The sequence below is a fragment of the Paraoerskovia marina DSM 21750 genome (assembly GCF_000701465.1).
In the GTDB taxonomy this organism is placed as follows: Bacteria; Actinomycetota; Actinomycetes; order Actinomycetales; family Cellulomonadaceae; genus Paraoerskovia; species Paraoerskovia marina.
Genome location: NZ_JNIY01000003.1, coordinates 569966 through 581607, shown reverse-complemented (window position 1 = coordinate 581607; position 11642 = coordinate 569966). Strand labels below are relative to the sequence as shown.

General features: G+C 70.3%; 8 protein-coding genes. 2 read left to right on the top strand and 6 right to left on the bottom strand.

Features of this window, described 5'->3' with window-relative positions; all coding sequences use genetic code 11:
• Nucleotides 1–66 precede the first annotated feature (66 nt).
• Entirely contained in the window at nucleotides 67–561 is a 495-nt protein-coding gene (locus tag Q343_RS0102790; protein WP_029252068.1) for a tRNA (cytidine(34)-2'-O)-methyltransferase, read from the top strand.
• A gap of 949 nt (nucleotides 562–1510) precedes the next feature.
• Here Q343_RS0102790 and Q343_RS0102780 read toward each other — a convergent pair.
• Together Q343_RS0102780 and xylA are read right to left on the bottom strand one after the other, a co-directional pair.
• Nucleotides 1511–2992 (bottom strand): xylulokinase, encoded by a 1482-nt coding sequence (locus tag Q343_RS0102780; protein WP_029252067.1) that lies wholly within the window; start codon nucleotides 2990–2992, stop codon nucleotides 1511–1513.
• A 295-nt stretch (nucleotides 2993–3287) separates the two neighbouring features.
• Complete coding sequence (gene xylA / locus Q343_RS0102775) at nucleotides 3288–4463, bottom strand: xylose isomerase (protein ID WP_052366802.1); 1176 nt, start codon at nucleotides 4461–4463, stop codon at nucleotides 3288–3290.
• An 88-nt stretch (nucleotides 4464–4551) separates the two neighbouring features.
• On the opposite strand from xylA, the gene Q343_RS0102770 reads away from it, so the two are divergent.
• Nucleotides 4552–5796, top strand: a complete 1245-nt coding sequence (locus Q343_RS0102770; protein ID WP_029252065.1) for an ROK family protein — start codon at nucleotides 4552–4554, stop codon at nucleotides 5794–5796.
• Here Q343_RS0102770 and Q343_RS0102765 read toward each other — a convergent pair.
• The 4 genes from Q343_RS0102765 to rhaI are packed head-to-tail and all read right to left on the bottom strand — an operon-like array spanning nucleotide 5793 to nucleotide 11635.
• The gene (locus Q343_RS0102765; RefSeq protein ID WP_248616724.1) at nucleotides 5793–6848 is read right to left on the bottom strand and encodes an aldo/keto reductase; all 1056 of its coding nucleotides are present in this window, start codon (nucleotides 6846–6848) and stop codon (nucleotides 5793–5795) included. The two genes, Q343_RS0102770 and Q343_RS0102765, sit on opposite strands and share 4 nt — an antisense overlap.
• Nucleotides 6849–6885: 37 nt before the next feature.
• On the bottom strand, nucleotides 6886–8385 hold the full coding sequence (locus tag Q343_RS0102760; protein ID WP_029252063.1) for a rhamnulokinase: 1500 nt from the start codon (nucleotides 8383–8385) through the stop codon (nucleotides 6886–6888).
• Nucleotides 8382–10466 (bottom strand): bifunctional rhamnulose-1-phosphate aldolase/short-chain dehydrogenase, encoded by a 2085-nt coding sequence (locus Q343_RS0102755; protein WP_052366916.1) that lies wholly within the window; start codon nucleotides 10464–10466, stop codon nucleotides 8382–8384. Before Q343_RS0102755 ends, Q343_RS0102760 begins: the two co-directional genes overlap by 4 nt.
• On the bottom strand, nucleotides 10466–11635 hold the full coding sequence (rhaI, locus tag Q343_RS0102750) for an L-rhamnose isomerase (RefSeq protein WP_029252061.1): 1170 nt from the start codon (nucleotides 11633–11635) through the stop codon (nucleotides 10466–10468). The genes Q343_RS0102755 and rhaI overlap by 1 nt, the downstream gene beginning before the upstream one ends.
• Nucleotides 11636–11642: the final 7 nt, after the last annotated feature.

Below are 11642 nucleotides of genomic sequence, written 5' to 3'. Positions count from 1 at the left end.
GGCGTCGTCGGAGACAATAGGTGCGTGAGTACCGACGACGCCCGCGAGGTCCTGGACCTGACCCAGATGCCCGACGACGCGGCACGCCTCACCGGCGTGCCGCACCTTGCGTTCTACGAACCACGCATCGCCGGCAACACCGGGAACGCCATCCGCCTGTCGGCGCTCACGGGAAGCACACTGCACCTCGTCGAGCCGCTCGGATTCGACCTCGGCGAGTCGAAGCTCAAGCGTGCCGGGCTGGATTACCACGACCTGGCGTCCGTCGTCGTGCACCCGCACTTCGACGCACTGCTGGCCGCACTGCCGAGCTCCCGGGTCTTCGCCTTCACCACCCAGGCCGCGACCCGATACACCGACGTCGAGTACCGCCCCGACGACATCCTGCTTTTCGGCCCCGAACCCACGGGCCTCCCCGACGAGGCGCTCGCGCATCCCCGCATCACCGAGCGGGTCCGCATCCCGATGGTTCCCGGGCGCCGGTCGCTCAATCTCACCAGCAGCGCGTCGATCGTCGCCTACGAGGCCTGGCGGCAGCAGGACTTCGCCGGCGGTCAGTAGCCCCACCGTCATTGGTACCTGATCACCGAGATCGGATCAGCAATACTCCTTGATGCAGCCGGTCGGTTCGCCGGCGGCGCGGCCCCGCCTTGGGCCAAGGATGCGAACGGGGGAAACGTTCCAACGTGGTACATGGCGAAGGGGTCAACCCTCATCCAGCACGTTGACCTCTCCTCAGTACGTTCTTTCCCGGTGGCTGCCGACCCCTGGCTTGGCAGGAATCTCTTCAGGTCACTTACACGAGACACGTATCGTGGACAGTGGAGAATTAATGCGGGAAAGTCATTCTGGGGAAACTCGATGCATCTGCCACATGGCACCGGAAACCGGGTGATGCCCAAGTACGGGTGGCAGGAAATTCTGAACAAATGCCTCAAAACTGCAACCTCGAAGAAAACGCCTTCCTAGCAGTACCAATGTCACGTTGCTGGCGGGGACTTCAATATTGCCGGGGACTGGAACCTGGAACGGTTCAGGCCGACCAGAACGACGCACTGGCCCTTGGGCGCTGCTCGGCATCGCTGCAATTGGTCCGCTTCCGGCGGCATCCGACGCGAAATAGGAACGTGATGATATGAGCCGGATATCTGATGATGCCAGGACTCCGACTCGCGGATCAAATTGGTGGTTCGCAGGAATCCTTGTCTCCATGGGACTTGCGACTCCTTTAGTTCCCGGCCTACTCTTGTTAGGTCCCGTCGTCGCCATATTCACACCGGTGCGTCATTCAGCGTGGCGCATGTGGGTGATCCGGGGAATTGCTGGGGTGTATGCGTTCTTCCTGCTTCTCGCGCTCGCGCCGTCGCTCGGATGGGCAGACTGGCTCGTGCTCGACCAGGAGGACTACACGCCGTAGCGCCCGCTGTGCTGGTGTGTCAATCGATCCTCACCGACACCGAGCAATCCAACTCACTCGTGACCACTGGTCAGCAGTTCCCGGCACTTGCACTCACGACAAGTCGCGGACCTCGGCGTAACGCTGGCGGATCGCGGGGACTGCCTCTGCCTCGTAGGTGCGGGTCGACGACGTCGTCCACGCCGGCGGGTTCTCGTCACCCGTGAGCACCCACGCCGCCTGGCGTGCGGCCCCGTCGGCGACGTACTCGCCGGGCTCCGGGACGACGACCGGCATCCCGAAGACCTCGGGCGCGACCCGACGCACGGCCTCGGACTGCGCACCGCCACCGATCAGCAGCAGTCGCTCGACGGCGACGCCCTGCTCGCGCAGCGCGTCCAGGCCGTCGGCCAGGCCGCAGAGCATTCCCTCGACGTAGGCGCGGGCGAAGTGCTCGGGTGTCGAGCTCTTGAGGGTCAGCCCATGCAGGGTTCCGGTCGCGTCCGGACGGTTCGGGGTCCGCTCCCCCTCGAGATACGGGACGAGGACGAGCCCGTCAGCGCCGCCCGGAGCCTGGAGCGCCAACCGGGACAGTCCGGCGTGGTCGACCCCGATCACGGCGCGCGCGGCGTCGAGCACCCGCGAGGCGTTGAGCGTGCAGGCGAGCGGGAGGTAGGCGCCGGTCGCGTCGGCAAACCCCGTCACCATGCCGGAGACGTCCGACGTCGGAGCCCCGGCGATCGCCGACACGACGCCGGAGGTCCCGATCGAGACCGCGACGTCGCCAGTCACCATCCCGAGGCCCAGCGCGGCTGCGGCATTGTCGCCCGCCCCCGCACCGAGCACAGCGCCGCCGACCGCGTCGCCCACGACCTGTGCGTCACCCGAACCTGCCGACTCGGCGGGCGCCACCACGCGCGGCAGCACGATCGACTCCACGTCGGCGACGTCGCGGCGCAGCGCCAGAGCGAGCAGGTCACGGCGGTACTCCCCCGCGCCGTCCGATCCCGCGGCGTCGAAGTACCCGGTGCCCGACGCGTCGGAGCGATCGGTCGTCAGGGCCGTGAGGTCGGGCTCGAGACCCTGGGAGCGCGGCCCGAACCCGGCGATCCGCCACGTCAGCCAGTCGTGCGGGAGCGCGACGGCCGCGATCCGCCCGGCGTTCTCGGGCTCGGCGTCGGCCAACCACCGGAGCTTCGTGGCCGTGATCGATGCGACCGGGACGGTCCCGACGGCCTCGGCCCACGCCTGCTCCCCGGGCACGCCTGCAACGGCGCCCAGATCCACGATCAGGTCCGCCGCAGCCTGCGCGGAGCGGGTGTCGTTCCACAGCAGGGCAGGACGGATGACCTCGCCCTCGGAGTCGAGGACGACCATGCCGTGCTGCTGCCCACCGACCGCGAGCGCCGAGACGTCCGCCAACCCTCCGGCCGCGATCGCCGCCTCCTGGAACGCGGCCCACCAGGCGCCGGGGTCCACCTCGGTGCCGTCGGGGTGCCTCGCTGACCCCGAGCGGACGAGCGCCCCGGTCGCGGCGTCACGGACGACGATCTTGCAGGACTGCGTGGACGAGTCCACGCCGGCGACGAGGGGCATCGGTGCTCCAGTGGTGTCAGGGATGGGGACGGTGGTCTCGACGAGCTCGACCGACGGTGCTCGCCGGTCGAGCCTGTCGAGACCTGGTTTCGGCAAGCTCAACCAGCCGCGCTCGCCGGTCGAGCCTGTCGAGACCTGGATTCGACCAGCTCAACCAGCCGCGCTCGCCGGTCGAGCCTGTCGAGACCTGGTTTCGACAAGCTCAACCAGCGAGGTTTCGACGAGCTCAACCAGCGCGGTTTCGGCAAGCTCAACCAGCGCGGGTTCGACGGGCTCGACCAGCGGCGGTCGGCGGTCAGCCGATGAGGTGCTTCAGCGCGAGCTGGTGCAGGCGCACCAGGCCGTAGTCGCGCGTGGCGGCACCCTCGACGTCGAAGTCCTCGTACGCCGAGCGGTCGGCGAGGAAGGTGTCGAAGTTCTCGTCGGCACCGAGGGTCGGCTCGCCGAGCTCGATGATGCCGGCGTGCTTGAACGCCTCCTGGACCTCGGCGTCCGCGCGGTACTCGGCGGACTTGGCGGCGAGCATCGAGTAGGTCTCCATGTTGGCCTTGGCGGACTCCCAGACGCCGTCGAGGTACTCGGTGCGCGAGGGCTTGTAGTCGAAGTGACGAGGGCCCTCGTAGCGCGGCCCGCCGTTGGGGAAGCCGTTCTCGAGCATGTCGACCGTGAAGAACGCGGAAAGCAGGTCGCCGTGCCCGAACACGAGGTCCTGGTCGTAGCGGGGCCCGTGCTGGCCGTTGAGGTCGATGTGGAAGAGCTTGCCCAGGTGCAGGGCGAGGGCGAGTCCGTGCGTGTAGTTGAGCCCGGCCATCTGCTCGTGCCCGGTCTCGGGGTTCACGCCGACGATGTCGCCGTTGTCGAGCGAGTCGATCAGCGCGATGGCGTGACCGATGGTGGGCAGGAAGATGTCGCCGCGGGGCTCGTTGGGCTTGGGCTCCAGGGCGATCTTGAGGTCGTAGCCGCGGTCCTTGATGTAGGCGGCGACGGTGTCGATGCCCTCGGCGTAGCGGGCGTGCGCGGCGTTGAGGTCCTTCGAGTTGTCGTACTCCGTGCCCTCGCGCCCGCCCCACATGACGAAGGTGCTGGCGCCCATGTCGGCGGCGAGGTCGACGTTGCGGAGCACCTTGCGCAGGCCGAAGCGGCGGACTCCGCGGTTGTTCGAGGTGAACGCGCCGTCCTTGAAGACGGGGTGGCTGAACGTGTTGGTCGTGACCATCTCGCAGACCATGCCGGTGTCCGAGGCGGCCTTCTTGACCGAGTCGATGCAGCGCTGGCGTTCCGTGTCGTCCGAGCCGAACGCGAACACGTCGTCATCGTGGAACGTGAAGCCCCAGGCGCCGAGGTCGGCGAGCTTGCGGACGGACTCCGCCGGGTCGAGCTCGGGGCGGGTCGAGGGGCCGAAGGGGTCGGTGGCCGACCATCCCACGGTCCAGAGGCCGAACGAGTACTTGATGTCCTGTGTCTGCGCCACGATGTCTCCTCGTCGAGAGCGGCTCGACCGTTCGAGCCCTATTAGTTGTTCCGTTAAACATAAACGGAGAGGCCGATAGGGTCAAGAGGTGCCGACACCCACCGCCGCTCGTCAGCAGTCCCTGCGCGAGCAGAACCTCGCGCTCGTCGCGCGTGCGGTCTTCGACGCGCCCCGGCCGCCGTCGCGCGCGGCCGTCGCCCACCACACCGGCCTGACCCGCGCCACGGTCTCCTCTCTCGTCGACCTGCTCGTCCGCGCCGGGATCGTCGCCGAGCTCGCCCCGCGCGCACCGAAGTCCGCCGGGCGCCCGGCCGTGCCGCTCGTCGCCGCCCCCCGGACGATCGTCGGCCTCGGGCTGGAGCTGAACGTCGACTACGTGGCCGGCCGCGTCGTCGACCTCGCGGGCACCACCGTCGCCGAGGCCGTGCAGCCCGGAGACTTCCACGACACCGACCCCACCGCGGCGCTCGGGCTCGTCGGTCAGCTGGCGCGCGCGCTCGTCACCGACGTCGAGGCGCAGGGCATGCGGGTGGCCGGTGCCCGCCTCGCCCTGCCCGGGCTCGTGGACGTCCGGCACGACCGCCTCCAGGTGGCCCCCAACCTCGGGTGGTCCACCCTCGACCCGCTCCCCCTCCTCGGGCTTCCCGACGACGTCCCTGCCCACGTGGCCAACGAGGCGAACCTCGCCGGGCTCGCCCAGCTCCGTCCGGCCCGCACGGTCGGCACGGTCGACACGGTCGACACGGCGCACGACGACGCCCCCGGCCCCGGGACGTCGTCGTACCTCTACGTCTCCGGCGACGTCGGGATCGGGGCAGCCATCGTCGTCGACGGCGAGCTCTGGCTCGGTCGGCACGGCTGGGGCGGCGAGATCGGCCACGTGGTGGTGGACCCGGCCGGCACCCGCTGCCGGTGCGGCGCCACGGGATGCCTCGAGCAGAGCGCGGGCAAGGCCGCGCTGCTGCGCGCCGCCGGGCTGCCGTCGTCGTCGACGGCCGACGACCTGGCACGGGCCGCGGACGACGGCGATCCCCGCGCGCTCGCAGCCCTCGCCTCCGCGGGCCTCGCCCTGGGCACCGTGCTCGCCGGGACGATCAACCTGCTCGACCTCGACACCGTGCTACTCGGCGGGATCTACGCCGTCCTGGCGGACCACCTCGTGCCCACGGTCCGCGCGGAGCTGGACGCCCGCGTGCTCGCCTCGCCCTGGGCGCCAGTCGGCGTCCGCACCGCACCCGTCTCCGACTACGCCGCGACGACGGGCGGCGCGCAGGACGTCCTGCGCGCCGTCGTCGAGTCCCCCAGCGCGCTCGTGGAGGAGGCGCGGGCCTAGCGCCCCGTGCCGTCGACCGCGAACTCCTCGATCGCAACCAGCTCGTCCGCGCCGAGCGGAGCGGCCTCGAGCGAGGCGACGGTGTTCTCGAGCTGGCGCACGCTCGACGCCCCGACCAGCGTCGACGTGACGCGCTCGTCACGGCGCAGCCAGGTCAGCGCCAGCTGCGCCAGGCTCTGCCCGCGACCCCTGGCGATCTCGTCGAGGCCACGCGCCCGGGCCAGGTACTCCTGGCCGAGGTTCTTGTCGGACAGGAACGGCGACGACGACGCCGCACGCGAGCCCTCGGGGGCCGTCCCGCCCAGGTAGCGGTCGGTCAGCAGACCCTGCTGCAGCGGCGAGAACGCGATCACGCCCACCCCCAGGTCCCCGGCGACGTCGAGCAGGGACTCGGACTGCACGCCGTCGTACCGGTCCTCGTGCGTCGGGTCCTCGACGTGACGGTTGAACATCGAGTAGCTGGGCTGGTGGATCGTCAGCGGCGTGCCGAGATCGGCGAGGATGCGGGCCGCCTCGCGCGTCCGCTCCGGCGAGTAGTTCGAGACGCCGACGTACAGCGCCTTGCCCTGCTGGACGATCGAGTGCAGCGCGCCCATCGTCTCCTCGAGCGGCGTCTCGGGGTCCGGGCGGTGGTGGTAGAAGATGTCGACGTACTCGAGCCCCATGCGCTGCAGCGACTGGTCGAGCGACGCCGTCAGGTACTTGCGGGACCCGAAGTCGCCGTACGGACCCGGCCACATGTCGTAGCCGGCCTTGGACGAGATGATCATCTCGTCGCGGTAGGCGCCGAGCCCCTCGCGCAGGTGCCGGCCGAAGTTCTCCTCGGCGGCGCCTGGCTGCGGACCATAGTTGTTCGCCAGGTCGAAGTGGGTGACGCCCAGGTCGAACGCCCGGCGCAGCGTCGCACGCTGGGTCTCGAACGGCGACAGGTCACCGAAGTTCTGCCAGAGCCCGAGCGACAGCGCGGGCAGGTCGAGCCCGCTGCGTCCGCAGCGGCGGTAGGTCATCGAGTCGTAGCGGTCCTCGGCGGCGAGGTAGCGGGGTGCAGACATGCGGTCCATCCTGCCACCGACGTGTGCAAGCGCTTCCCTACGGACGGACGACGTCGGGGGCGGGCCGGAACTCCCGGAGCCGCGATGATCGTGCGACGACGCGACGCAGCGCCGCCAGGTCACCCTGCAGCGCACCGACCGCACGCGCCTGCACCACCAGGTTGCCGAGCGCCGCGCCCTCGGCGGGACCGGCTACGACACGTCGACCCGTCGCCTCAGCAGTCAGGCGGCAGAGCAGCGCGTTGTTCGACCCACCGCCGACGACGTGCACGACGTCGACCTCACGCCCCGACAGACGCGTCACCTCGTCGAGCACGCGAGCATAGGCCTCGGCGAGCGAGTCGAGGATGCAGCGGACCACCTCCCCCGTGGTGGTGGGCACCGGCTGTCCCGAGGCGCGCGCGGCCGTCGCGATGCGCGCCGGCATGTCTCCGGGAGGCAGGAACTCCGGTGCGTCGACGTCGACGACGGTTCGTCGTGGTCGGGCGGCCTCCGCCGCGGCGAGCGCGTCGGCGAGGGTGACCTCGGTACCGGCCTCCCGCCACGTCCGCAGCGTCTCGGAGAGCACCCAGAGGCCCATGACGTTCTTCAGGTACCGGACCGTGCCGTCGACACCGAGCTCGTTGGTGACGTTCGCGGTGCGCGACTCGTCCGTCAGCACGGGTTCGTCGAGCTCCAGCCCGACGAGCGACCAGGTCCCTGACGAGATGTACGCGAACCGGTCGCCGTCAGCCGGCACCCCGACGACGGCCGAGGCCGTGTCGTGCGAGCCGACCGCGATGACGGGGACCGGACCGAGCGCCGTCGCCTCCTGAACCACACCGGTCAGAGTGCCGACGACGTCGCCCGGCTCCACCAGCGGGGCGAGTCTCTCCGCCAACCCCTCCAGCTCGGGGAAGTGCCGCGCGAGCCCGTCGAGGACGTCCACCGACCACCGCCGGGACCTCGCGTCCACCAGCCCCGTCGTCGAGGCGTTGGTGACCTCGGCGACCACCTCGCCGGTGAGCCAGGCACCGAGCAGGTCCGGGATCAGTCGCATCGAGCGCGCCGACCGCCACGCGTCGTCGTGCCTGCCGGCAACCAGCTGGAACTCGGTGTTGAACGGCAGGGTCTGCAGACCGTTGACGGCGTAGTGGGCCTGCGCCCCCAGCGCCTCCAGCACCTCGTCGCTCACCCCCGCCGTCCGGTCGTCACGGTGATGACGCGGGTTGCCGAGCAGACTCCCGTCGGCACCGACCAGCCCGTAGTCGACGGCCCAGGAGTCGATGCCGATTCCGGACAGCTCGAGGCCCTGCTCGCGCGCCCGGGCCCCGGCGAGTCGCAGGCCGTCGAGGACCCCGCGCCACAGGTGCAGGATGTCCCAGTACAGACCCGTGCCGCTGTCCGTGGGCACGCCGACCGGGCCGTTGGCGAACCGTGCGACCTCCGTCAGGTCGATCCGCTCGTCTCCCGGGCCACCCTCGACGACTCCGAGCATCACGCGCCCGCTCGTGGCACCGAGGTCGACCGCGGCGAAGGCGGCCCGGGGCGTGGTCATCGCAGGAACGCCGCGGCGACGCCCGAGTCCACCGGGATGTGCAGACCGGTGGTGTGCGAGAGGTCCGGTCCCGTCAGCGCCAGCACGGCGGCGGCGACGTTCTCGGGCAGGACCTCGCGCTTGAGGAGGGTCCGCTGGGCGTAGAACGCGCCCAGGTCCTGCTCCTCGACGCCGTAGACCTCGGCACGCTTGGCTCCCCAACCGCCCGCGAAGATGCCCGAACCGCGGACCACGCCGTCGGGGTTGATGCCGTTGACGCGGATCTGGTGCTCGCCCAGCTCGGCGGCAAGCAGACGGACCTGATGGGCCTGGTCCGCCTTGGTCGCCCCGTACGCGACGTTGTTGGGGCCGGCGAAGACGCCGTTCTTGGAGGCGATGTAGATGATGTCGCCGCCCATCTTCTGGGCGATCATCGCGCGCGCCGACTCACGGGCGACGAGGAACGAGCCCTTGGCCATCACGTCGTGCTGCAGGTCCCAGTCCGCCTCGGTGGTGTCGAGGAGCGGCTTGGAGATCGAGAGTCCGGCGTTGTTGACCACCAGGTCCACGCCTCCGAACGCCAGCGCCGCGGCGTCGACCATCGCGGCGACGTCGTGGGCCGACGTGACGTCGCCACCGACGGCCACCGCGACGTCGTCCCCACCGAGCGCCTCGGCCACCTCACGTGCGCCCTCGACGTTGCGGTCGGCGACGACGACGCACGCGCCCTCCGCGGCCAGCCGCTCCGCGATCGCGCGGCCGATTCCCGACCCTGCGCCGGTCACGAGCGCAACGCGCGTCGCGAGGGTCTTGGGCCGTGGCATGCGCTGCAGCTTGGCCTCCTCGAGCGCCCAGTACTCGATCCGGAACTTCTCGGACTCCTCGATCGGGGCGTAGGTGCTGATCGCCTCGGCGCCGCGCATGACGTTGATGGCGTTGACGTAGAACTCGCCGGCGACCCGCGCGGTCTGCTTGTTGCGACCGTAGGAGAACATCCCCACGCCCGGGACCAGGACGATCGCGGGGTCCGCGCCGCGGATCGCCGGGCTGTCCGACGTCGCGTGGCGGTCGTAGTACGCCTGGTACCGGTCGCGGTACTCGGCGTGCAGCTCGGTCAGGCGTGCGACCGTCTCGTCGACCGACGCGTCGGCCGGCAGATCGACGACGAGCGGGCTGACCTTGGTCCGCAGGAAGTGGTCGGGGCAGCTCGTGCCCAACGCACCGAGCTCGGCCAGACGCTCACGAGAGACGAAGTCGAGGACGACGTCGGAGTCGGTGTAGTGCCCGAGCTGCGGCGAGTCCGTCGAGGCCAGACCGCGGATCACGGGCGCGAGCGCCGCAGCCTTGACACGCCGCTCGGCCTCGGGGAGCGCGCCGAAGCCGGGACGCTCGGCCCCGAAGGGGTGCTCGGACCGCTCGGCCGTCCGCGCCGCGATGAACTCCTCGGCCGTGCGGATGATCTGCAGCGAGCGTGCCTCGGCCTCGGCGCTCGTCGCGCCCCAGGACGTGATCCCGTGCCCCCCGAGGATGCAGCCGATCGCCTGCGGGTTGGCCGCCTTGATCGCCGCGATGTCGAGCCCGAGCTGGAACCCGGGGCGACGCCACGGCACCCAGACGACGGCATCGCCGAAGATCTCGGTGGTCAGAGCCTCGCCGTCGGCCGACGTCGCGATCGCGATCCCGGCGTCCGGGTGGAGGTGGTCGACGTGCGGCGCGTCGACGAGCCCGTGCATGGCCGTGTCGATGCTCGGCGCGGCCCCGCCCTTGCCGTGCAGGCAGAAGTCGAACGCCGCGACCATCTCGTCCTCGCGCTCGACCCCGGGGTAGACCCCCGTCAGGGCACGGAGCCGGTCGAGCCTCAGTACTGCGAGGTTCTTCTCGGTCAGCGTCCCCAGGTCTCCGCCCGAACCCTTCACCCAGAGAAGCTCCACGGGCTCGCCCGTGACGGGGTCCGTCGTCGTGCCCTTCGCGGAGGTGTTGCCACCGGCGTAGTTGGTCACCCGCGGGTCGGCCCCGAGCCGGTTGGAACGCGCGACGAGGTCCGCGACCGCCTCCGCGGCGGTCGGCAGGCCAGAACGTGCGCTCTCGGTCGTGGTGGTCATCAGGCTCCCCATCCGGCCTGAGCGCCACCTACGCGCCCGGCCTCGATCGTCTCGGCGTACCCGGACCGCGCATAGGCGGCCATCGGGTCCGGGTCGAGTCCCTGCTCGACCCGAAGGTCCGCGAGCAGTCCGCGGACGTCGGTGTTGTAGGCGTCCATGAGGACACCGTTGGCGGCGAGCACGTCGCCGGCGTTCTGGGCGGCGGCGAGCGCATCCGCATCCACGAGCAGCGCCTTCGCGGTCGCCTCCTGGATGTTCATCACCGAGCGGATCTGCCCGGGGATCTTCGCCTCGATGTTGTGGCACTGGTCGAGCATGAAGTTCACGCCTGAGTCGGGCCGCAGGGCGTCGCCGTCGACGATCTCGTGCATGATCCGGAACAGCTGGAACGGGTCCGCCGCCCCGGCCATCAGGTCGTCGTCGGCGTAGAAGCGCGAGTTGAAGTCGAACGCACCGAGTCGTCCCTGGCGCAGCAGCTGGGCGACGATGAACTCGATGTTCGTCCCCGGTGCGTGGTGACCGGTGTCGAGGACGACCTTCGCCCGCTCACCGAGCGCCATGCAGTGCAGGAGCGACGTACCCCAGTCGGGAATGTCCATGTGGTAGAAAGCCGGCTCGAAGAACTTGTACTCGAGCACGATGTGCTGGTCGTCGTCCATGGCGCCGTAGATCTCCGCCAGCGACTCGGCGAGGCGGTCCTGACGTGCACGCATCGAGTCCTGGCCCGGGTAGTTCGTCCCGTCCGGGAGCCAGATCTTCATCTCGGTCGACCCGGTGGCCCGCATGACGTCGATGCACTGGCGGTGGTGGGCCACCGCCTTCGCGCGGACCGCAGGGTCGGCATGGGTGAGCGAGCCGAACTTGTAGTCGTCGTCCTGGAACAGGTTCGAGTTGATCATCCCGATCGTCACACCCTGGTCACGGGCGTGCCGCGACAGGTCCGAGAAGTCGTCGACCAGGTCCCACGGGACGTGCAGGGACACGCGCGGGGCGATGCCGGTGAATGCATTCACCTGCGCCGCGTCCGCGATCTTCTCGTACGGGTCGCGCGGGGTGCCGGGGGTACCGAACACCTTGAACCGCGTCCCCGAGTTCCCGAACGCCCAGGACGGGAGCTCGATCGTCTGCTGGCGAAGTGCCGCGATGGCATTCGCTTTCCGGTCCGTCATCTCGTTC

Coding starts and splice junctions, on each gene's coding strand:
- Q343_RS0102760 (WP_029252063.1), bottom strand. CDS start 8,385: ATGACCACGCCCCGGGCCGCCTTCGCCGCGGTCGACCTCGGTGCCACG.
- Q343_RS0102790 (WP_029252068.1), top strand. CDS start 67: ATGCCCGACGACGCGGCACGCCTCACCGGCGTGCCGCACCTTGCGTTC.
- Q343_RS0102765 (WP_248616724.1), bottom strand. CDS start 6,848: ATGTCTGCACCCCGCTACCTCGCCGCCGAGGACCGCTACGACTCGATG.
- Q343_RS0102755 (WP_052366916.1), bottom strand. CDS start 10,466: ATGACCACCACGACCGAGAGCGCACGTTCTGGCCTGCCGACCGCCGCG.
- Q343_RS0102780 (WP_029252067.1), bottom strand. CDS start 2,992: ATGCCCCTCGTCGCCGGCGTGGACTCGTCCACGCAGTCCTGCAAGATC.
- rhaI (WP_029252061.1), bottom strand. CDS start 11,635: ATGACGGACCGGAAAGCGAATGCCATCGCGGCACTTCGCCAGCAGACG.